22 protein-coding genes are annotated in these 19,734 nt (G+C 64.5%); 13 read left to right on the top strand and 9 right to left on the bottom strand.

From position 1 onward, the window contains the following. The first annotated feature begins 19 nt into the window (after positions 1-19). On the top strand, positions 20-367 hold the full coding sequence (locus tag V1280_RS10270; RefSeq protein ID WP_334522582.1) for a hypothetical protein: 348 nt from the start codon (positions 20-22) through the stop codon (positions 365-367). Positions 368-376: 9 nt separating this feature from the next. On the opposite strand, the gene V1280_RS10265 is transcribed toward V1280_RS10270, so the two are convergent. The 3 genes from V1280_RS10265 to V1280_RS10255 all read right to left on the bottom strand — a co-directional run bounded on the left by V1280_RS10265 (position 377) and on the right by V1280_RS10255 (position 3,420). After that, complete coding sequence (locus tag V1280_RS10265; protein ID WP_334522579.1) at positions 377-529, bottom strand: hypothetical protein; 153 nt, start codon at positions 527-529, stop codon at positions 377-379. 94 nt (positions 530-623) lie between these two features. Further along, positions 624-1,265 (bottom strand): glutathione S-transferase family protein, encoded by a 642-nt coding sequence (locus V1280_RS10260; protein ID WP_334522576.1) that lies wholly within the window; start codon positions 1,263-1,265, stop codon positions 624-626. Positions 1,266-1,461: 196 nt separating this feature from the next. Beyond that, entirely contained in the window at positions 1,462-3,420 is a 1,959-nt protein-coding gene (locus V1280_RS10255) for an alpha/beta hydrolase domain-containing protein (RefSeq protein WP_334522573.1), read from the bottom strand. Here V1280_RS10255 and V1280_RS10250 point away from each other — a divergent pair. Beyond that, on the top strand, positions 3,407-3,610 hold the full coding sequence (locus tag V1280_RS10250; RefSeq protein WP_334522570.1) for a hypothetical protein: 204 nt from the start codon (positions 3,407-3,409) through the stop codon (positions 3,608-3,610). The two genes, V1280_RS10255 and V1280_RS10250, sit on opposite strands and share 14 nt — an antisense overlap. 201 nt (positions 3,611-3,811) lie before the next feature. Then, positions 3,812-4,093 (top strand): twin-arginine translocation signal domain-containing protein, encoded by a 282-nt coding sequence (locus tag V1280_RS10245; RefSeq protein WP_334522567.1) that lies wholly within the window; start codon positions 3,812-3,814, stop codon positions 4,091-4,093. Between the two features lie 120 nt (positions 4,094-4,213). On the opposite strand, the gene V1280_RS10240 is transcribed toward V1280_RS10245, so the two are convergent. The 3 genes from V1280_RS10240 to V1280_RS10230 form a co-directional block, all read right to left on the bottom strand. Continuing rightward, positions 4,214-4,459 carry a GCG_CRPN prefix-to-repeats domain-containing protein gene (locus V1280_RS10240; RefSeq protein WP_334522564.1) on the bottom strand — a complete coding sequence of 82 codons (246 nt, stop codon included), beginning with the start codon at positions 4,457-4,459 and terminating at the stop codon, positions 4,214-4,216. A 304-nt stretch (positions 4,460-4,763) separates the two neighbouring features. Continuing rightward, entirely contained in the window at positions 4,764-5,771 is a 1,008-nt protein-coding gene (locus tag V1280_RS10235) for an alpha/beta fold hydrolase (protein WP_334522561.1), read from the bottom strand. A gap of 102 nt (positions 5,772-5,873) precedes the next feature. Beyond that, positions 5,874-6,572, bottom strand: a complete 699-nt coding sequence (locus V1280_RS10230) for an ArsR/SmtB family transcription factor (protein WP_334522559.1) — start codon at positions 6,570-6,572, stop codon at positions 5,874-5,876. A 206-nt stretch (positions 6,573-6,778) separates the two neighbouring features. On the opposite strand from V1280_RS10230, the gene V1280_RS10225 reads away from it, so the two are divergent. From V1280_RS10225 to V1280_RS10215, 3 genes are all read left to right on the top strand, one after another. Next, complete coding sequence (locus V1280_RS10225) at positions 6,779-7,087, top strand: NIPSNAP family protein (protein ID WP_334522557.1); 309 nt, start codon at positions 6,779-6,781, stop codon at positions 7,085-7,087. A 25-nt stretch (positions 7,088-7,112) separates the two neighbouring features. Next, the gene (locus tag V1280_RS10220; RefSeq protein WP_334522554.1) at positions 7,113-7,463 is read left to right on the top strand and encodes an antibiotic biosynthesis monooxygenase family protein; all 351 of its coding nucleotides are present in this window, start codon (positions 7,113-7,115) and stop codon (positions 7,461-7,463) included. Positions 7,464-7,527: 64 nt separating this feature from the next. After that, entirely contained in the window at positions 7,528-8,337 is an 810-nt protein-coding gene (locus V1280_RS10215) for an isocitrate lyase/PEP mutase family protein (RefSeq protein WP_334522551.1), read from the top strand. Between the two features lie 61 nt (positions 8,338-8,398). On the opposite strand, the gene V1280_RS10210 is transcribed toward V1280_RS10215, so the two are convergent. After that, positions 8,399-8,821, bottom strand: a complete 423-nt coding sequence (locus tag V1280_RS10210) for a hypothetical protein (protein WP_334522548.1) — start codon at positions 8,819-8,821, stop codon at positions 8,399-8,401. Between the two features lie 163 nt (positions 8,822-8,984). Between V1280_RS10210 and V1280_RS10205 the strand changes: the two genes are divergently transcribed. Beyond that, the gene (locus tag V1280_RS10205) at positions 8,985-9,629 is read left to right on the top strand and encodes a trimeric intracellular cation channel family protein (RefSeq protein ID WP_334522545.1); all 645 of its coding nucleotides are present in this window, start codon (positions 8,985-8,987) and stop codon (positions 9,627-9,629) included. A gap of 54 nt (positions 9,630-9,683) precedes the next feature. Here the strand turns inward: V1280_RS10205 and V1280_RS10200 are convergent, their stop codons facing one another. After that, positions 9,684-10,919, bottom strand: a complete 1,236-nt coding sequence (locus V1280_RS10200) for a c-type cytochrome (RefSeq protein WP_334522542.1) — start codon at positions 10,917-10,919, stop codon at positions 9,684-9,686. A gap of 280 nt (positions 10,920-11,199) precedes the next feature. On the opposite strand from V1280_RS10200, the gene V1280_RS10195 reads away from it, so the two are divergent. Beyond that, a complete protein-coding gene (locus V1280_RS10195) occupies positions 11,200-14,691 on the top strand; it encodes an indolepyruvate ferredoxin oxidoreductase family protein (protein WP_334522539.1) in 3,492 nt (1,163 codons plus the stop codon). Here V1280_RS10195 and V1280_RS10190 read toward each other — a convergent pair. Beyond that, positions 14,625-15,152 (bottom strand): hypothetical protein, encoded by a 528-nt coding sequence (locus tag V1280_RS10190; RefSeq protein WP_334522536.1) that lies wholly within the window; start codon positions 15,150-15,152, stop codon positions 14,625-14,627. The two genes, V1280_RS10195 and V1280_RS10190, sit on opposite strands and share 67 nt — an antisense overlap. On the opposite strand from V1280_RS10190, the gene V1280_RS10185 reads away from it, so the two are divergent. The 5 genes from V1280_RS10185 to V1280_RS10165 all read left to right on the top strand — a co-directional run bounded on the left by V1280_RS10185 (position 15,142) and on the right by V1280_RS10165 (position 19,734). Next, positions 15,142-16,299, top strand: coding sequence for a thiolase domain-containing protein (locus V1280_RS10185; RefSeq protein WP_253571758.1), 1,158 nt, complete (start codon positions 15,142-15,144; stop codon positions 16,297-16,299). The genes V1280_RS10190 and V1280_RS10185 overlap by 11 nt on opposite strands. Then, positions 16,299-16,688, top strand: coding sequence for a Zn-ribbon domain-containing OB-fold protein (locus V1280_RS10180; RefSeq protein WP_334522531.1), 390 nt, complete (start codon positions 16,299-16,301; stop codon positions 16,686-16,688). The genes V1280_RS10185 and V1280_RS10180 overlap by 1 nt, the downstream gene beginning before the upstream one ends. Before the next feature lie 242 nt (positions 16,689-16,930). After that, positions 16,931-17,791, top strand: coding sequence for a MaoC family dehydratase (locus V1280_RS10175; RefSeq protein WP_334522527.1), 861 nt, complete (start codon positions 16,931-16,933; stop codon positions 17,789-17,791). 81 nt (positions 17,792-17,872) lie between these two features. Next, positions 17,873-18,751 carry an SDR family oxidoreductase gene (locus tag V1280_RS10170; RefSeq protein ID WP_334522524.1) on the top strand — a complete coding sequence of 293 codons (879 nt, stop codon included), beginning with the start codon at positions 17,873-17,875 and terminating at the stop codon, positions 18,749-18,751. 29 nt (positions 18,752-18,780) lie between these two features. Next, the gene (locus V1280_RS10165; RefSeq protein ID WP_334522521.1) at positions 18,781-19,734 is read left to right on the top strand and encodes a dihydrodipicolinate synthase family protein; all 954 of its coding nucleotides are present in this window, start codon (positions 18,781-18,783) and stop codon (positions 19,732-19,734) included.

Genomic DNA, 19,734 nt, shown 5'->3' with positions numbered 1-19,734 from the left:
AATCGGTTTGCTCAATCCGATGACCGAAGACGATCCGACCGACGAAATCTCCGACATCGAAGATCGGATCGAGCGGCTCGCCGAGATCGCCGAGCGGTGCCGGAAGTACATCCTGGCGTCGAAGATCGCGATCGGCAGCGGTGCGGTGCTGCTCTTGGTCACCATCCTCGGACTGTTTGGTTTTGGTCAGACCGCCGCGCTCGGCTCGATCGCGCTGGTGCTCGGCGGCATCGTCTCGCTCGGCTCGAACATCAGCACGTTGCGGCAGACGGACGACGCGATCGGTGTTGCCGAGGCGCGCCGGTCGGCGTTGATCGGCAGGATCGACCTGCGTGTGGTCGCCGATACGCCGATGAAACTGATGTGACGCGCTGCCTTACGCGGCAGTCTTGAAAGACAGAACCTGCACTTCCGCGCGACATTGCGCAGCGAAGGCTTGAAGCCGTTCCGCGGTTTGCTGGTCGAGGATCGCCTTCGCCAGACGCTCGGCGCGGGCTACTTGCTCTCTGAGAAAGTCGATGCGGGCCATGTCTCACCTTCCGCCGGGATAATTTGAGGCAAATTGCTTCGTTCCAGTGGCCCGTGAGCCTATGGCTAACACCGGGTTAATGATGTGCGGTGGGTCACGCTCCGCGCGCCGCATCCCCAGCCGCGAAATGCGCCATCTGGTCTGCGTGCGCCTTTGCGAAGGCCGGACGGCCCGTGGCGCGCGCGACATAGGCGCGGCAGGCAGGGCTGTCGGCGAGCCCGTCGAAACGTTCGACGATGCGCAGCACGTCCGCCATCAGGATGTCGGCGACGGAGAAGGAACCGGCCAGCCATTCGCGGTCGGCCAGCACCGTTTCCATGCGCTTCAAGCGAAGCTCGATGAAGTTGTCGAAGAATTTCGATCCCGGCTCGCCCATGAACTTCAGCATCGTCCACGGCAGGCTCGCCATCTCCACCGAATTGAGCGCGCCGAACACCCATTCCGTCGCCTCAACGCGGCCGCGCGGATCGGCCGGCAGCAGCGCGTCGCTGAGCCCGCCGAGATGCAGCAGAATTGCGCCGGTCTCGAAGATCGAGAGATCGCCATCGGTCAGCCATGGCGCCTGGCCGAACGGCTGGTGCGCCAGATGCGCAGGTCCGCGGTCGTCGAATGGCGTGCTGGCGACGCGATAGGGCAAGGCAGCCTCTTCGAGTGCCCAGCGCACACGGAGGTCGCGGACATAGCCGCGCGGCGGCGGGGGAACCCAGTCGTAGGTGATCAGGGTGAGGTCTGGCATGCGGTGTCTCCGTGCTGTCTCAAGCATAGGACGGACGGAGGCGGCGCGTTCCGACATGGGGGCGACGTTTTTTCTCCGAAGGCAGAGACCGTAGGGTGGGCAAAGGCGCATTTGCGCCGTGCCCACCATCTCTTTGCCGGCGACGGAAAACGTGGGCACGCTCCGCTTTGCCCACCCTACGGGAGCTCGGCCTTTCTTACAGCCCGAGCTTCGCGAGCTTGCCTTGCTTCGCGGCCTCCACTGCGCGCTCCGCATCCTCCGGCAGCAATATCCGCTCCGCCACCTGCCGCGCCGCCTCGCGCTTCACCGCGGCCACATAGGCTCCATCATCGGCGTATCGTTCCGCGATCGATAGCCTGGGATCATGCACTTCCTTCCGCGCGGCCTCCGTCGGCGCGAACGGCACCACCGCGCCTTGCAGCGGATAGAGCGCGGTCGGCCCAAATCCCGTCGCGCGCGGATTCCATGCGGTGTAAGTCGCGCGCGGCACGGCGAGCGCGAGCTGGCGGATGCCTGCGATGGCCATGCCGTCATCGTCCGCCTTCGGCACGAACACGGGGTAACGGCCGATCTCCTTGGGCGGCAGCACGCTCTGGTCGGAGAAGGCGGCGAGCGTGTGGATGCCGGCATAGGGCAGGCCGGGGATGTCGGTCGGCACCGCGCCTTGCGCCGCGACCAGCGTGCCGTGCGCGCGCATGGGGACGCGGCTTGCCGGCGGTTTTGTCCCGTCGCTGATCCAGGCGTTGAGGTCGGTGAGCAGCGCGCGCATCGGCCCGCCCGCATGCATCGGGTTCTGCGGCAGCGACATCGCCGGCAGGCCCTTCTTCATCACATCGGAGGCTTCCGCGAAATGCGGCGTGCCCGCGATCATGTAGGCGCGGACGTTGTCGGGGAGGTCGAGGTGATTGCCGGCGAGGTCGGTCACCAGCAGCGAAGCGTGCGAGGCCCACCATTCATGCTCGCTGTCGGTCTGCATCACCTTGGGGCAGGTGACCGAGAGCGAACAGCGACGCAGCACGCCATCAGTCTTGCCGGAATAGGGATCGCTCAGCGTCGCATAGGTGAAGGGGAAGAGGTCGGCCTGCCACGCCGGGTCCTGCATGTGGCGCGGGTTGCGACCGGGCTGGCCGAAGCGGACATTGGTCGCCATCCGCCGCGTGCCGGCGACATGCGGCATCAAGCCGTCGAACACCATGCGGCCCTGGAGATCCTCGTTAAAGCCGAGATAGAGGAAGTCGCGCAGGAAGCGGCCGGATTGCGAGACACCGAAGCCGATGGCGCGGCTGACCGACGGATGCAGGCCGTCGAGCAGCGGGTTGGCCTGTGTCTCGTCATGGCGGAGGAAGCTGACGACGTCGCGCACGGCGGCATAGCCCATGCCGAGCGGGACCGGATCGCGCGCGGTGTAGGTGATCTCGTAGAGCGCGCCGGCGTCAAAGCCGTCGGGCCGGGTGATCTCCACCGTCGAGGGATCGACGAGCTTTGCGGCGAGGCCGGGCGGCGTCTGACGCGGATCGGCCCAGGCGGCACGCACGGTGACGTTGACGTTGGCGGCATCCGCAGCGGGCCAGGTCAGCGTCGCACGCGCAGGGCTGGTGGTGGTGTCGAATACGAATTCTTCGCGCGCGGGGCCGGTGATCGTCTTGATCACCGGTGCGGTCATCGCGAGCTGCCCCGGCTTGGAGGGGATGTCGCCCTGCCAGCCGACCCAGACCATCGTAAAGCCTTGCCGGTGCAGGAAGCCGATGCCGGCGTCCTCGGCCTTGTCGGCATTGTTGGCGCCGGGCTGGGCGGAATCGTCGAACAATTGCGGCGCGAGCTTTCTGCCGCGATTGGGCACGTCCAGCAGCAGCGTGCCGTTGCCATGGGTGGGATCGTTGGGCCGCAGGATCACGACATCGGCCGTGGCCTCGACCTTGCCGTCGGCATTGCGCGGCGCCAGCGCGAGATCGGTGATGATGGCGTTGCGGTCGTCGGCCGGGTTCAGCGCGAAGGTCGCGCGCGCGGTGATGCGCTCATAGGTGCCGACAGTGCCAAAACTGCGGCCGGTGAAGGCGGGCACGCGCTCCGTGATATCGAAGCGGACGATCTCGGCGCGCGAGGCGAGGGGGACAAGGCTGGCGATCGCGATGATGCCCGTGATGATCCTGCGCATGGCCGGCCCTTCCCTGATGTCGCGCGATCGTCATGTTCTGTCGCGCGGGCTTTTTGTGGCCGGCACTATAACCAGCTATGCTGCGGCCAAACAACAGGAGGAAATCCGATGCCCGCCGCCTACTTCGTCGTCCGCGCCATCGTCACCGATGCCGAAAAGCGCGCCGCTGGTGCAGGAATTTAGCGGCTAGGCACGGTCCTGTAGCCCGGATGGAGCGCAGCGAAATCCGGGGTCTTCGCTGCGGCACGAATCCCGGATTGCGCTTCGCTCCATCCGGGCTACGAAGCTGTCAGCTTTGCAATGAATCTGAACGCGTGATTCAGCGGCAGTTCATGTCGCCACCGCGACACTTCCTCTGCATCACCTAACCGATCAGAGCAGAGGATATGCCATGGAGCGCCGAAACTTTTTGAAACTTGCATGCGGTGTCGCGGCGGGAGCCGCCGCGTTCACCGCTGCCGCACAGGCCGCGCCATTGGCGCCGCAACCGCTCGGCAATGGCGCCATGCCGCTCGCCAATCCGGACGCTCATCCCGCTGTCACCAGCAGTGAGGAGATCGCCCAGATGAAGCCAGAGCAGGTGCGGTGGCATGGCCACTGGCATCACCGTCACTGGGGCTGGCGCCATCGCCATTGGCATCGTCGCTGGCACCGCCACTGGCGTCGCTGGTAACGGTGCAGCCGGAATGAAAAAGGGGATCGCGATTGTGATCCCCTTTTTGCTTTGCCTCAGGCTCTCAACGAAAATGGCAGCGCAGCTTTCGCCGCGCGGCCATTTCGCAAGTGCAAAAGATCAGAACGGACGGCAGCGGCCGGCGTACCAGCGGAAGCCATAGGGGCACACGCGCGGACGAACGACGACGACTGGCGGAGCGACCACGACCGGGCCGGGGGCCACGACGACCGCACGGCCCATCGGACGGCAGCCGCCATAGGGGCCGCGGAACCAGCCCGGGCCGCAACCACCGGCGGCGCTGGCCGCCTCGCTGAAACCAACGACCGCGCTGGCGAGCATCACGGCGGCAAACAGATATTTCATTTGATCTTCCTTCTCGTCCTTGGGGCAAATCTTTGGGGGAGACTCTTGGGGGCTTGGCGCTTGCGGCGCACAATGAATCAAAAGACACGATTCGACACGTTAAATTTGGACCGATACGTGCCGACACGTTGCGATCCAAATCTGCCAATCATGAGCTGAATACGCCATGAACATTTCGCGCATACGGCCTCAGGCGACAGCGATGGCGTCAGAGCCCCGCCCCGATGAATCGGAGCGGGGCTCTGGATTTTTGTTTGACGCGTTTTCTTGACGCGAACCGGTACCCACTTCGCTCGAAAACGCTTTAGCGGCCGAGAAAGCCCAGCACCAACTCCTTGTACTTCTCCGGCGCCTCCAGGAAGACGAGGTGGCCCGTGTCCGGAATGACTTCCGCCCGCGCATTCGGCATCTTCGCCGCGAACGCTTTTGCCAGCTCGGCGTTCTGCCCCATTTTTGCGCGCAGCGCCTCCGGCGCATTCGGCCGGCCCGGCGCGTTGTGGTCGTCGGCGCCCATGATGAACAGCGTCGGCTCGGTGATGAGGGGAATCTCGTGCGCGACCGGCTCGCGATAGATCATCTGGCCGGATGAGACGAAGGCGCGCAGCCAGCGCGGATAATCGGGGCTGCCCTTGATGTTGAAGCGGGCATCGATGAACGGCGTGATCGCCTCAGGCGGCAGCTTGATTGCGTAATTGGCCTGGAGCTGCTTTCGGTAGCCGTCGGCGGTGAGCTTGTCCTCGCTCTCGATGATCTTCTCGGTCGGCGTCGGCGGCACGTAGAGGCGATAGTCTTCCAGGCCGATCGGCGCGGTCAGCACCAGATGCGCGACGCGATCAGGGTAGGCGCGGGCGATGCGCACGCCCAGCATGCCGCCGAGCGAATGCGCGACGACATCTGCCTTGTCGATCTTGAGATGATCGAGCAGCGCGATGGTGTTGCGCGCCAGCGTGTCGAAATGCAGTTCGCCGACGGGTTTCGACGATTTGCCGAAGCCGATCTGGTCCGGCACCACGACACGATAACCGGCCTCGTTGAGCATCTTGATGACAGGCGCCCAGTAGCTCGACGGAAAATTGCGTCCATGCAGCAGCACCACGGTGCGGCCGTTCGGCTGCGCCGGTGCTGCGTCCATATAGGCCATGCTGAGCTGCTCGCCGTCATTGACGACCGGCAGCAGGTGCACGGGATAGGGATAGGCAAAGCCTTCGAGCGCGATGCCGTAGGGCTCGCGTTGGGGTGTGTCGGCGGCGTGGGCGGCGAGTGGGGAAGCGAGCAGGGCGGCGGCGAGGGCGGCCGGGAGGATGCGGATCATGGAGCTCTCTGACGGTCACGGAATGACCGTTCGCATAATCGCGTGGATGGCCGGGTCAAGCCCGGCCATGACGAGAGTCCATATTCACACGTAAACGTGTGATCAGTCCTTCCCATTCCCGAACAGCGCCGCAAACTGCTTCTCGCCGGTGCGGGTGAAATTCACCACGCGGCTGCCGGGCGTGGCGTCGCGCGCGGCCCATTTCAGCTCGGCGAAACGCTGCATCATCGCGGCGCCAAGCGTGCCGGCGAGGTGGTGGCGCCGCTCGCTCCAGTCGAGGCAGGCCTTGCAGACCGGGCGGCGCGGATGGCTGAGCATATCGGGCGAGATCTGCAGATGCTTGGCGAGGAAGCGCTCGCCGTCGGCGGTCAGCTCGATGTCCTGCTTCTTCTGCCTGACCAGGTTTCGCGTGCGCAAGCTATCCAGCATCTGCACGCCGAGATCGCCGGCGAGGTGGTCGTAGCAGATCCGCGCGCGCCGCAGCGCCGGATCCTTCGGGCCGGTGCGCACGCGCATATGGCCGGTGCGCGCGGCAAGGCCGGCAAGGCCTTCGAGCACGCCGGCGACGTCGTCGTCGGTGAGGCGGTAATAGCGGTGACGGCCCTGCTTCTCCGGCTCGAGCAGTCCGCCGGCCTCGAGTTTTGCCAAATGCGAGCTCGCAGTCTGCGGCGTAATGCCGGCTTCCTGTGCGAGCTCACTCGCGGTCAGCGCGCGGCCGTTCATCAGCGCGGTGAGCATGTTGGCGCGGGCGGGGTCGCCGACCAGCGCGGCGACCATGGCGATGTCAGGTCCTGATTTCATGCTTCGATGATAGCCGAAGCATTGTGGTCGGGCAAGGGCATAGGTTCTCACTACGTTGTCATTGCGAGAAGCCGTAGGGTGGGCAAAGGAGCGTAGCGACGTGCCCACCAATCTTCGTTGCGAAGAAACAACGTGGGCACGCTTCGCTTTGCCCACCCTATGAGACCTGCGCTCGCAATGACGGAGGAACACCAGGAGAGCCCAAAATGTCCGTCACCGTCTTCATCCGCTACCAGCTCGATCCCTTCAAACGCCCACAGTTCGAGGACTATTCAAAACGCTGGCTCACCATCATCCCGAAATGCGGCGGCGACCTGATCGGCTATTTCATGCCGCATGAGGGCACCAACAACATCGCGTTCGCGCTGATCACCTTCGAAAGCCTCGCCGCCTACGAGGCCTACCGCGCGCGGCTGCGCCAGGATGCCGAAGGCATGGCGAACTTCCATTTTGCCGAGGACAACAAATTCATCCTCGCGGAAGAGCGCACCTTTTTACGCAAGGTGGTAGTGTAAGCCATCAACGATTGAGGAGCCGCCCATGATCGCCGTGATCTTTGAAGTCTGGCCCAAGCCGGAACATCGCCAGGACTACTTCGACCTTGCGGCCGATCTGAAGCCGATCCTGCAGACCATCGACGGTTTCATCTCGGTCGAGCGTTTCGAAAGCCTGACCGAGAAGGGCAAGCTCCTGTCGTTGTCGTTCTGGCGGGATGAGGCCGCCGTCCAGGCCTGGCGCAACACGATGGAGCACCGTCGCACGCAGGCCAAGGGCAGGGCAAAAATATTTGCCGACTATCATCTGCGCATCGCCAGCGTCGTCAGGGACTACGGAATGAATGATCGCGACGAGGCGCCGAAGGACAGCCGCGCCGTGCACGACGCGCACTAGCGCTCGCGGGCGCGTGTGCCTATGTCTGCGCGGCCAACAAGCGCGGCCAACAAGGGAGAGAAACATGCATGTGACAACTGCTGACAAGCGCGCGACGTTCAGGACAATGCACGAGAGCGGCTGCTTCATCCTGCCCAATCCGGTCGATGTCGGCGGCGCCAAGGCGTTGCAGCATCTCGGGTTCAAGGCGCTGGCATCGTCGAGCGCCGGCTTTGCCTGGACCATCGGCAAGGCCGACAACCGCGTCACCGTCGAGGACGTCTGTCAGCATCTGGCAGCACTGAGCTCGTCCGTCGACATTCCCGTGAATGCGGATTTCGAGGGTGGTTTCGCGGTCGAGCCGGACAAGGTCGCTGACAATGTCGAGCGCGGCGTGCGCACCGGCGTCGCGGGCCTCTCGATCGAGGATTCCACCGGCGACAAGGACAAGCCGATCTACGAGCGCGCGCTCGCTGTCGAGCGCATCAAGGCCTCGCGCAAGGCGATCGGCGACAGCGGCACGCTATTGGTCGGCCGCTGCGAAGCATTCCTCTGGGGCGTGACCGACCTCAAGCTCGTCATCGACCGGCTCACCGCTTACGCGGATGCCGGCGCTGATTGTCTCTACGCGCCCGGTCTGAAGACGCGCGAGGACATCGCCGCAGTGGTGAAGGCTGTTGCACCAAAACCGTTCAACCTGCTGATCGGCGGCTCCGGCCTGTCGTTGAAGGAAGCCGAAGATCTCGGCGTGCGCCGGATCAGCGTCGGTGGCTCGCTCGCCCGCGCCGCCTGGGGCGGCTTCATGCGCGCGGCAAAGGAGATGGCGGAGACGGGAACGTTTGGCGAGTTGGCCGGCGGCTATCCCGGCGGCGAGCTCAACAAGATGTTCAGCTAGATCCAGAACGAAAGCGGCGGGACCTTTCGATCCCGCCGCTGTCGCATATTGTTGTAAATCGTTACTTCGCGCCGTCGGACGGCGTCTGCGTATCCGGTGCCGGCTTTGCAGCAGGCATATCCGGCGCGGCCGGCTTGCTCGGCGCAGCACCCGTCGTCATTCCGGGCGCGGTGTTGTTGCGCGGCGTCACGTCACGCATGCCGGGAGGCGCGGCCGGATTGGCCGGAGCCGTCTGCTGAGCGGTCTGCGCTGTCGGCGTATTGCTCGCCTGATTGCCCGTGCTGGAGTTGTTCAAGCCATAGAACACGGCGCCCAGCACCAGGGCGATTGCCACGGCGAACAGCGCGACCTTGCCGCTGGAGGCGGGGCCTTCACCCAGCTCGGGATCGGCCTGAAGGTCGCCGTCCCGGCGCGCCGCGCGAAGGTACTCATCGTCGGCGAGGTTCGGGCGATACGGATCGTTGGGAAAACGGTCGTCAGCCATCATTGGTCTCCTCGTTTATTGCGCCCTGACAACCCGGAGATGCGAGATTCTGTTCCGCGCGCGTTATGCTTTCGTCTCATGTTGCCTCGCGCGAGGAATCGGGAACCTGTTCATCCGGGAACCGCGGACGTAAGTTCCAGGGCGGGAATGAGGGAACAAAGCGATGTGGAGCCTGCCGCCGAGCGATAGCGTGCTGCATCTTCTGGCGCTGGTCGCCTTGACCGCGCAGGGCATGACGGCGGCGCTCGCCGCGGGCCGCCGCAGCATGGATTACGTCGGCGTTTGCCTGCTCGGCAGCATCACCGCGCTCGGTGGTGGCACGCTGCGCGACTTGTTTCTCGGTCACTATCCGCTGGCCTGGGTCGCGAACCCGATCTATCTCGTCCTGCCGGGCGCAGCGGCGCTGGTGACGATCCTGTTCGCACACCTCGTGCACCGGCTTCGACTAGCCTTCATCGTGCTCGACGCCATCGGCCTCGTCGTCTTCACCATGACCGGCTGCGACGTTGCCTGGCAGATGGATGCCACGCTGCCCATCGTCATCGTCTCCGGCATGGTGACGGGCTGCGCCGGCGGCGTCCTGCGCGACGTGCTCTGCAACGACGTGCCGCTGCTATTCCGCTCCGAGCTCTATGCCAGCGTCTCGGTGGTGACGGGATTGTTCTATGCCACCGCCTTCGGTCTCAATCTCAACGCCGAGCTTTGGACCATTTTGACCTTTATCCTCGGCATCAGCTTCCGCTTGCTCGCGGTGCGCTACAAATGGGAGATGCCGAAGTTTGTATTCACGGGAGATGAGGAGCGGTGAGCGCTGTCGCGCGCGAATGGCGAATAGCGAATAGATCTGGCCATTCGCTACTCACTACTCGCCATTCGCCCCTCGCTTCCTTGCCTTCGCCACCTGCGCGGGCGTCACCAGCGGGCCGGCATTGCCCCAGGAATTGCGGATGTAGTTCGTCACCGCGGCGATCTCGTCATCGGACAATTGCTTGGCATAGGGCGGCATCTCGCCGGTGTTCGGCGCCCGCGGCGTCGTCACGGTGTGCGCGCCGTCGAGAATGATGCGCAAGGTGGAGGACGGGTTGATCGATTGCAGCAGCGCATTCCCCGGCAGCGGCGGGTAGATCCGCGGCGCGCCGGAGCCGTCGGCTTCGTGACAGGCGATGCAGAGCTTTGCGTAGACGGCCTGACCCGTCTTCATCTCGGCCTCGTCAGGCGGCGTCACCTTCGACTCGCGCCGTACCGGCGGCATGTCTTTCAGATACGCTGCCATCGCACGCACATCGGCATCGCTCATCTTCGAGGTCGAGTTGACGATCACCTCGGCCATCGGCCCGCCGGCATGGCTCCTGGCGTTGCGGCCGCTCTGCAGATATTCGGTGATGTCGTCGGCACTCCACGACTGCAGCCCGGTGCGCGCGGCGCCATCGAGGCGCGGCGCATACCAGCCGCCGAGGTCGCCGCCCGACAGCGCCTGCGCGGTCTTGTCCGCACCGAAATAGTTCTTCGGCGTGTGGCAAGCGCCGCAATGGCCGAGCCCGGTGACGAGATAGCCGCCTCTGTTCCACGCCGCGCTCTTGCTCTGGTCCGGCTCGAACAGGCCGGGCGTGAAGAACAGCAAGTTCCAGGCCCGCATCAAGCCGCGATAACCGAACGGCCAGCGCAGCTCCGGCGGCTTGTTGCGGCTCATGACCGGCGCGAGCGTGCCGAGATAGGCGCGGATCGCCAGCGTGTCGTCCTTGGTCATCCGGGTGAAGTAAGGGTAGGGGAAGGCCGGGTAATAGAGCGAGCCATCCGGTGCGGTGCCGTAGCGCACCGCGCGGGTGAAATCGGCATCCTGCCAGGCGCCGATTCCGGTGTCGCGGTCCGGCGTCAGGTTCGGCGCATAGATCGCGCCGAACGGCGTGTCGATGCGCTTGCCGCCGGCAAAGGGTTTGGCGGGATCGGCGGTGTGGCAGCCCGCGCAGTCGCCGGCCTCGACCAGCGTCTTGCCGTAGGCGATCAGCTCGGGCGACGGCTCGGCAGCGAGCGCCGCACTCGTAACCGCACTGCACAAGACCAAACCTACCAGAGCCTGGCCAGCCAGAATCCTCCGCATCGTCGACCCCTTGCTGCGACTCATCTGCCCCCGTCGCATCATACGGGCGTCACGTCGTTTCGCGACGCAGGGCTATGGTGACACAAAGTGAAAATCGCCCATGCCTTTCCCGCCACGAAATTGCGTTTTTTTCCCGTCGCCGCGGAAGCGCCAGATTTGTGATGCGCCGCGTTAAATATCCGACATAGAGTGGCGCAGGTGGTCGGCGCGCCCTAGCTAAAAACAATGGGCAGGCAACGGCTTAAGCAGCCAAACGCTCAAAAGGGCGGAAGAGGACGACATGGGCATCAACCAGGGTCCGATCAGTCTCGATCAAAAATACACCCAGGACACCGGCCATATCTTCACGACGGGCATTCAGGCGCTGGTCCGCCTGCCCATGGCCCAGATTCGCCGCGACCGTGCCGCAGGCCTGAACACCGCAGGCTTCATCTCCGGCTATCGCGGCTCGCCGCTCGGCGGTTACGACCAGCAGCTTTTTGCCGCGCGAAAGCATCTCGAGCAGTACAACATCAAGTTCCAGCCCGGCGTGAACGAGGATCTGGCGGCGACCGCCATCTGGGGTTCGCAGCAGCTCAACCTCTCGCCCGGCGCCAAATACGATGGTGTGGTCGGCATCTGGTACGGCAAGGGCCCCGGCGTCGACCGCTGCGGCGACGTCTTCCGCCACGGCAATGCCGCCGGCTCTGCCAAGAACGGCGGCGTGCTGTGTCTTGCCGGCGATGACCATGGCGCAAAATCCTCGACCGTCCCGCATCAGTCCGACCACGCCTTCATCTCGGCGCTGATGCCGTATCTCTATCCCTCGAGCATCCACGAGATGATCGAGATGGGCCTGCTCGGCATCGCGATGTCGCGCTATTCCGGCTGCTGGGTCGGCATGAAGGTGATCACGGAGACGGTGGAGACCACCGCCGAGATCGACCTCACCGACGAGATGAAGCCCTTCATCATCCCGCCTGATTTCGAGCTGCCGCCCGGCGGGCTCAATCTGCGCTGGCCCGACGACCGTTTCGAGCAGGACCGGCGCTTGCAGGACTACAAGGGCTTTGCCGCGATCGCTTTTGCCCGCGCCAACAAGGTCAACCGCGTCACGATGGATTCGCCGAACGCCCGCTTCGGCATCATGGCCTCGGGCAAGAGCTATGAGGACGTTCGCCAGGCGCTGCGCGAGCTCGGGATCACCGAGCAGGTCGCCGCCAGGATCGGCCTTCGGCTCTACAAGATCGGCATGCCCTGGCCGCTGGAGCCGGAAGGCGTGCGCCAGTTCGCGGTCGGCCTCGAGGAGATATTCATCGTCGAGGAACGCCGCGAGATCGTCGAGAACCAGGTCAAGCAGGAGCTGTTCAACTGGCGCGACGACGTCCGCCCGCGCATCGTCGGCAAGATGGACGAGCACGACAAGCGCTTCCTGACCTTCGCCGCCGAGCTGAGCGTGGCGTCACTGGCGACCTCGCTGACCGAGCGTCTCCTTCGACTTGATCTCAATCCCGAGATCGCGGAGATGCTCCGCGCCAAGGCCGACTGGTTCAACGGCCGCCAGGCGTCCCAGATGATCCCCACGGCGCCTGTCTCCCGCACCCCGTATTTCTGCTCCGGCTGTCCCCACAACACATCGACAAAGGTCCCCGAAGGCAGCCGCGCGCTGGCCGGCATCGGCTGCCATTTCATGGCGCTGTGGATGGACCGCTCGACCGAGACCTTTACGCATATGGGCGGCGAGGGCGTGCCGTGGGTCGGCATCGCGCCCTTCACCAACGAGAACCACATTTTTGCGAACCTCGGTGACGGCACCTATTTCCACTCGGGCATTCTTGCCATCCGCCAGGCGATCGCCTCCAAGGCGAACATCACCTACAAGATCCTCTACAACGACGCGGTCGCCATGACCGGCGGCCAGCGTCATGACGGCGATCTCTCGCCGCAGAAGATCATGGCCCAGCTTCACGCCGAGGGCATCAGCGAGATCTACCTCGTCTCCGAAGCGCCCGACGCCTATCCGGCCGATACCATCGCTCCCGGCGTGAAGAAGTATCACCGCGACGAGCTCGACAACGTCATGAAGATGTGCCGCGAGTACAAGGGCACCTCGGCCATCGTCTTCGTGCAGACCTGCGCCGCCGAAAAGCGCCGCCGCCGAAAGCGTGGCCTGATGGAGGATCCGGCGCGCCGCGTCATGATCAACCCGGCCGTCTGCGAGGGCTGTGGCGACTGCTCGGTGCAGTCGAACTGCATCTCGGTCGAGCCGCTGGAGACCGAGTTCGGCCGCAAGCGCGCCATCAACCAGTCGTCCTGCAACAAGGACTATTCCTGCGTGAAGGGCTTCTGCCCGTCCTTCGTCACCGTCGACGGCGGGGCGCCGCGCCACCGCGCGCCGGCCGATCTCGGCGATATCGGTGCGATTCCCGAGCCCGCCTCGCGCCCGACGCTGGACAAGCCGTACAACATCGCGGTCGGCGGTGTCGGCGGCACCGGCGTGCTCACCATCGGCGCGCTGCTTGGCATGGCTGCGCATATCGAGGGCAAGGCCTCGATGATCCTCGACATGTCCGGCCTCGCGCAGAAGGGCGGCGCGGTGCTCAGCCACGTCCGGCTATCAGATCATCCGGCCGAGGTGACCTGCTCGCGCATCGTCACCGGCACCGCCGATGTCGTGCTCGCCGCCGACGAGGTCGTCGCGGTCGCCAAGGACACGATCTCGCTCTGCGACACCACCCGTACCCGCGGCATCATCAACAGCCACGTCATCCCGACCGCCGATTTCGTCCTCAACCGCGACTTCAACTTCCAGACCCGCAAGCTGAACGGGCTTTTGGAGACGGCACTGCACAAGGACTCGGTGTTCTTCGACTTCACCAAGCCGGCCGAGCAGCTGCTCGGCGACAGCATCGCTACCAACATGATGATGATGGGATTTGCCTATCAGAAGGGCCTGCTGCCGCTGTCGGCAGAGGCGATCGAGCAGGCGATCGAAGTCAACGGCGTCTCGATCAAGATGAACAAGGAGGCCTTCCGCCTCGGCCGTCTCGCGGTCGCAGACCCCGCACGTCTCGCCGATATGCTGAAGGGGACAGACGAGGTCGCCGCACCCAAGACGCTGGACGCCATGACGCTCGACGAAGTCATCGAGCACCGTGCCAAGCATCTCACCGCCTATCAGAACGGTCGCTTGGCAAAGCGTTATCGCAAGCTGGTCGACCAGGTCCGCGATGCCGCGGCGAAGGGCGCCTATGGCGAAGCGCTGCCGCGCGCGGTCGCGATCAACTACGCAAAGCTGCTCGCCTACAAGGACGAGTACGAGGTCGCGCGCCTCTTCACCGACGGCGCCTTCGAAAGGCAGCTCCGCGACCAGTTCGAGGGCGACTTCAAGTTCAGCTTCAACCTGGCCCCGCCGATTCTCAGCCGAGGCGTCGATGCGCTGGGCCGCCCGAAGAAGCGCGCCTTCGGCCCGTGGATGCTGAAAGCGTTCGGCGTGCTCGCAAAATTCAAATTCCTGCGCGGCACCCCGCTCGACATCTTCGGCCGCAGCGCCGACCGCAAGCTCGAGCGCGATCTGATCGTCGGCTATGAGAAGGATGTCGCGACCGTGCTCGGCCTGTTGTCGCCCGTCACGATCGACACGTCGGTCGAATTGCTCTCGCTTCCCGACCGCATCCGCGGCTACGGCCCGGTCAAGGAGAAGGCAGTCGCGGACGCCAAGACCCGCTACGCCCAGCTCGCGGCTGATTTGGCGAGCCCGCCGCCCGCGCCAAGGCAGATCGCAGCCGAGTAGGACGGTCCTGTAGGGTGGGCAAAGGCGCAACGCGCCGTGCCCACCATATCGCCGAAACGGGCGCGAGACGTGGGCACGCTTCGCTTTGCCCACCCTACGATTTCTTCTTTGAAATCAACCACCGTTCTACTGTGCATGGGGTTGTTTTCGATAAATCCGGTTGTTCCGATAAAGCGAAAAATCGCTTGTGCCGTCGGGCAAAACACCTTTACGGTTCTTCCCGTCATTGCGAGCGCAGCGAAGCAATCCAGAAATGCATCCGCGGAAAAACTCCTGGATTGCTTCGCTGCGCTCGCAATGACCATGGGGAAGCAGACGGGCGCTCCATGACGGCCCCACTTGCGCCAACCCGCTACCCTCTCGCCCGACGGAATATTTCCGCGCTTGCCAATCAGGCCACTGCGGTTCAGAAAAAAGAGCCAAGAAGAAACGCGAACGGAGACCTCTGTTTTGACCATCAAGGGCAAGGCCTACATTGCCGGGATCTACGAACACCCGACCCGGCATGCGCCGGACAAATCCACCGCCCAGCTGCACGCCGAGGTCGCGAAGGGCGCGATCGAGGATGCCGGGCTCTCCAAGGACGACGTCGACGGCTATTTCTGCGCGGGCGACGCGCCCGGCGGTGCCTGGCCGATGGTCGATTATCTCGGGCTGAACACCAAAAAGCTCCGTCACGTCGATTCCACCGAGACCGGCGGTTGTTCCTACATCATCCATCTCGGCCACGCGGCTGAAGCGATCGCGGCAGGCAAGTGCTCGATCGCGCTGATTACGCTGGCCGGCAAGCCGCGCACCGGCGTGATGCCGCCGCGCGCGGCCGGCGCGGAAGCCGATTTCGAGTCCGCTTACGGCGCGACCACTCACAATGCCTATGGCATGTGTGCCATGCGCCATATGCACGACTATGGCACCACGTCCGAGCAGCTCGCCTGGATCAAGGTCGCGGCTTCGCATCACGCGCAATACAATCCGCATGCGATGCTCAAGGACGTCGTCACCGTCGAGGACGTCTTGAACTCGCCGATGATCTCCGATCCGCTGCATCGCATGGATTGCTGCGTCGTCTCCGATGGCGGCGGCGCGCTGATCGTGACGACGCCGGAGATCGCGAAGAGCCTGAAGAAGCCGCTGGTCAAGTTGATCGGCCACGGCGAGGCGATGAAGGGCCCGCGCGGCGGCAAGGATCTCGATCTCACTTACTCCGCCGGAATCTGGTCCGGACCGCGCGCGTTCGAGGAAGCCGGCATCACGCCGAAGGACATCAAATACGCCTCGATCTATGACAGCTTCACCATCACCGTCTTGATGCAGCTCGAAGACCTCGGCTTCTGCAAGAAGGGCGAGGGCGGCAAGTTCGTCGCCGACGGCAATCTGATCTCGGGCGTCGGCAAGCTGCCGTTCAACACCGACGGCGGTGGGCTCTGCAGCAACCATCCCGTCAACCGCGGCGGCATGACCAAGATCATCGAGGCCGTCAGGCAGCTGCGCGGCGAGGCGCATCCGAAGGTGCAGGTCAAGAATTGCGATCTCGCCATCGCTCACGGCACCGGCGGCCTGTTGGGCGTGCGCCATGCCGCCTCGACGGCCATTCTGGAGCGCGTGTGATGAGTGAAGCCAAGAAATATCCCGCCCCGGTCACGAACCCCGAGACCGCCGCATTCTGGGACGCGGCCAAGCAGGGCAAGTTCATGATCAAGCGCTGCACCGCCTGCGGCGAAGCGCATTACTTCCCGCGCTCGATCTGCCCGTTCTGCTACTCCGACAAGACAGTGTGGGAAGAGGCTTCGGGCGAGGGCACGATCTACACCTGGAGCCTGATGCGGAAGTCGCCGACCGGTCCCTACGCGATCGGCTACGTCACGCTGAAGGAGGGGCCGTCAGTGCAGACCAATTTCGTCGACTGCGATCTCGAGAAGCTGAAGATCGGCCAGAAGGTGAAGCTGGTGTTCAAGCCGACCGACGGCGCGCCGCTGCCGTTCTTCACACCCGTCTGAGACGAGGTGCTTACCCTTCTCCCCTCATGTCCGCCGAAGCCTTTGGCGAAGGCGGATGTGGGGGAAGGTGGCGTGAAGCGCCGGATGAGGGGTATCGCTCCGCGGAGAGAGTTCTTGATGCGGAAGCTACCCCTCACCCAAACGAATATGTGGCCGGCACCGTGCAGCCCTCTCCCGCAAGGGGAGAGGGCACATCAATGAGCGCCGCAACCCGCTGAAAGAAATTCGGGAAGGAAGCAAAAATGTCCGCCAGATACGAAGAACTCAAAGGCCTGAAAAACATCGGCCAGAAATATTCCTACAGCGATCGCGAAGTCATGCTCTACGCCTACGGCATTGGCCTTGGCGCCGATCCCATGGACGAGAACGAGCTCGCCTTCGTCAACGAGGGAGCGTTCACGCCACGGCCGCTGAAGGTGGTGCCGACCTTCGCTTCCGTTGCGGCGTGGGGTTCGGGCCCTGGCGAGATGAACCTCAACCGCGTCATGGTGGTCGACGGCGAGCGCGACATCACCTTTCATCAGCCGCTGCCAGTCGCAGCCCACATCACCGCCGACTCCTCCGTTGTCGAGGTCTACGACAAGGGCAAGGACAAGGGCGTCGTCATCAGCCACCAGACCGTGCTCAAGAACGAGAAGGGCGAGAAGCTCGCCACGCTCGTCGCCTCGCGCTTCGCCCGCGGCGATGGTGGCTTTGGCGGGCCGAACCTGACCCAGCCCGATCCGCATCAGATTCCGTCGCGCGCGCCCGACAGAACCATCGACATCGCCACGCGCCCGGACCAGGCGCTGGTCTATCGCCTCTGCGGCGACCGCAATCCACTGCACTCCGATCCGGAGTTCGCCAAGAAGGCCGGCTTCCCGCGTCCGATCCTGCACGGCATGTGCACCTACGGCATCACCTGCCGCGGCGTGCTCCAGACCTACGCCGACTACGATGCAAGCGCGTTCCGCCAGCACATCGCGCGGTTCTCCTCGCCGGTCTATCCCGGCGAGACCGTGACCATGGACCTCTGGAAGGACGGCAGCGTGGTCTCGTTCGAAGCCAAGGTGAAGTCGCGCGGCGTCACCGTGATCAAGAACGGCAAGACGGTGCTGGGTTAGCAACGCGCGACGGCCGTTGTCTCCCTCGCCCCGCTCTTGCGGGGCGAGGTAAAGAGAAAACAAAAACAGGGAGAAGCCACCATGGGACTACTCGACGGCAAGGTTGCGCTGATCACCGGCGCGGGCGGCGGGCTCGGTGAGGCCTACGCAAAGCTGTTCGCGCGGGAAGGGGCCTCGATCGTGGTCAACGATCTCGGTGGGCCCCGCGACGGCTCCGGCGCCGACAAGTCGATGGCGCAGCTTGTGGTGGACGCGATCAAGGCGGAGGGCGGCAAGGCGGTCGCCAATGGCGCCGACATCTCGACCATGGAAGGCGGCCAGTCGGTGTTCGACGACGCCATCAAGCACTTTGGCCGCGCCGACATCCTCGTCAACAATGCCGGCATCCTGCGCGATCAGACCTTCGCCAAGGCGACCGAATCCGATTGGGACAAGGTCATCAAGGTGCATCTGAAGGGCACCTTTTGTTGCACCATGCCGGTATTTCGCTGGATGCGGGAAAATGGCGGCGGCGTCATCGTCAACACCTCCTCGACCTCGGGCCTGATCGGCAATTTCGGCCAGACCAATTACGGCGCGGCCAAGGGCGGCATCTGGGGCCTGTCCAACGTGCTGGCGATCGAGGGCCGCAAGTACAACATCCGGATCTGGACGCTCGCCCCGGGCGCCCTGACCCGCATGACCGCAGACCTGCCCCGCTATAAGGAGAACCCCTCGGCGGCGCTGGGGCCGGACGGCATCGCGCCGGCCGTGCTATACATGGTCAGCGACTTGTCGGGCGACCAGACCGGCAAGGTGCTGGGCGTGTCCGGGCCTCGCGGCGTGCGCGAAATGCGGATGATGGAAATGGAAGGCTGGAAACCGCCGCACACGGGCTGGAACGCCCGGGACATCGCCGATCATGCCAAGGAGATCTTCTTCTCCGAGGAGCAGATCAAGATGGGCGCGCGGCGGTTTTAGCCACGACAGACGATAGGACAAGAGACCCGATGAAACTCACCGCCGACGCCAAGGGCACCTTCGCAATCGCGCCGACGCCGTTCCACGATGACGGAAGGATCGACGAGCGCTCGATCGACCGCCTGACCGATTTCTACGAGGAGGTCGGCTGCGACGGCGTCACAGTGCTCGGCATTCTCGGTGAGGCGCCGAAGCTCGACGCCGCCGAGGCCGAGCAGGTGGCGGTGCGCTTCGTCAAGCGCGCCAAGAAGATGCAGGTGATCGTCGGCGTCTCCGCGCCGGGCTTTGCCACCATGCGCTCGCTGGCGAAGGCTTCGATGGACGCAGGCGCTGCCGGCGTCATGATCGCGCCGCCGCCCTCGCTCCGCACCGACGACCAGATCGTCGGCTATTACAAGCAGGCGGCCGAAGCGATCGGCCCTGATGTGCCCTGGGTGCTTCAGGATTATCCGCTGACGCTCTCGGTGATCTTCACGCCCGCGGTGATCCGCAAGATCGTCACCGACAATGCGAACTGCGTGATGCTCAAGCACGAGGATTGGCCGGGGCTCGAAAAGATCTCGACGCTGCGCAACTTCCAGAAGGACGGCTCGCTCCGTCCGCTCTCGATCCTCTGCGGCAATGGCGGGCTCTTTTTGGACTTCGAAATGGAGCGCGGCGCCGACGGTGCCATGACCGGCTACGCCTTCCCCGAGCTATTGATCGACGTCGTGAACCTCTCCAAGGCCGGCAAGCGCGATGCCGCCCATGATCTGTTCGACGCCCATCTGCCGTTGATCCGCTACGAGCAGCAGCCGGGCGCCGGCCTTGCCGTGCGCAAGCACGTGCTGCAAAAGCGCGGCATCATCGCCTCCAGCGCCCAGCGCAAGCCCGCTGCGACCATCACGCCGGCGGCGAAGGCGGAGGTCGACTATCTGCTGTCGCGCGTCGCCCGCGTCGACAAGCGCGCCAATCTCGGCCCGCAATCGAGTGCCGCAGGCTAG

Origin of the sequence: Bradyrhizobium sp. AZCC 2230, assembly GCF_036924495.1 — a bacterium.
Classification (GTDB): Bacteria; Pseudomonadota; Alphaproteobacteria; order Rhizobiales; family Xanthobacteraceae; genus Bradyrhizobium; species Bradyrhizobium rifense.
Note: the sequence above shows the minus strand (reverse complement) of the source record. Positions and strands in the feature narration are given on the sequence as shown.

Bases quoted from the DNA above. Each gene is read 5' to 3' on its own strand.
- V1280_RS10255 (WP_334522573.1), bottom strand. From the start codon at position 3,420: ATGCGCAGGATCATCACGGGCATCATCGCGATCGCCAGCCTTGTCCCC.
- V1280_RS10175 (WP_334522527.1), top strand. From the start codon at position 16,931: ATGTCCGCCAGATACGAAGAACTCAAAGGCCTGAAAAACATCGGCCAG.
- V1280_RS10180 (WP_334522531.1), top strand. From the start codon at position 16,299: ATGAGTGAAGCCAAGAAATATCCCGCCCCGGTCACGAACCCCGAGACC.
- V1280_RS10165 (WP_334522521.1), top strand. From the start codon at position 18,781: ATGAAACTCACCGCCGACGCCAAGGGCACCTTCGCAATCGCGCCGACG.
- V1280_RS10205 (WP_334522545.1), top strand. From the start codon at position 8,985: ATGTGGAGCCTGCCGCCGAGCGATAGCGTGCTGCATCTTCTGGCGCTG.
- V1280_RS10245 (WP_334522567.1), top strand. From the start codon at position 3,812: ATGGAGCGCCGAAACTTTTTGAAACTTGCATGCGGTGTCGCGGCGGGA.
- V1280_RS10270 (WP_334522582.1), top strand. From the start codon at position 20: ATGACCGAAGACGATCCGACCGACGAAATCTCCGACATCGAAGATCGG.
- V1280_RS10230 (WP_334522559.1), bottom strand. From the start codon at position 6,572: ATGAAATCAGGACCTGACATCGCCATGGTCGCCGCGCTGGTCGGCGAC.
- V1280_RS10210 (WP_334522548.1), bottom strand. From the start codon at position 8,821: ATGGCTGACGACCGTTTTCCCAACGATCCGTATCGCCCGAACCTCGCC.
- V1280_RS10215 (WP_334522551.1), top strand. From the start codon at position 7,528: ATGCATGTGACAACTGCTGACAAGCGCGCGACGTTCAGGACAATGCAC.
- V1280_RS10225 (WP_334522557.1), top strand. From the start codon at position 6,779: ATGTCCGTCACCGTCTTCATCCGCTACCAGCTCGATCCCTTCAAACGC.
- V1280_RS10200 (WP_334522542.1), bottom strand. From the start codon at position 10,919: ATGCGGAGGATTCTGGCTGGCCAGGCTCTGGTAGGTTTGGTCTTGTGC.
- V1280_RS10260 (WP_334522576.1), bottom strand. From the start codon at position 1,265: ATGCCAGACCTCACCCTGATCACCTACGACTGGGTTCCCCCGCCGCCG.
- V1280_RS10235 (WP_334522561.1), bottom strand. From the start codon at position 5,771: ATGATCCGCATCCTCCCGGCCGCCCTCGCCGCCGCCCTGCTCGCTTCC.
- V1280_RS10250 (WP_334522570.1), top strand. From the start codon at position 3,407: ATGATCCTGCGCATGGCCGGCCCTTCCCTGATGTCGCGCGATCGTCAT.
- V1280_RS10195 (WP_334522539.1), top strand. From the start codon at position 11,200: ATGGGCATCAACCAGGGTCCGATCAGTCTCGATCAAAAATACACCCAG.
- V1280_RS10265 (WP_334522579.1), bottom strand. From the start codon at position 529: ATGGCCCGCATCGACTTTCTCAGAGAGCAAGTAGCCCGCGCCGAGCGT.
- V1280_RS10240 (WP_334522564.1), bottom strand. From the start codon at position 4,459: ATGAAATATCTGTTTGCCGCCGTGATGCTCGCCAGCGCGGTCGTTGGT.
- V1280_RS10220 (WP_334522554.1), top strand. From the start codon at position 7,113: ATGATCGCCGTGATCTTTGAAGTCTGGCCCAAGCCGGAACATCGCCAG.
- V1280_RS10170 (WP_334522524.1), top strand. From the start codon at position 17,873: ATGGGACTACTCGACGGCAAGGTTGCGCTGATCACCGGCGCGGGCGGC.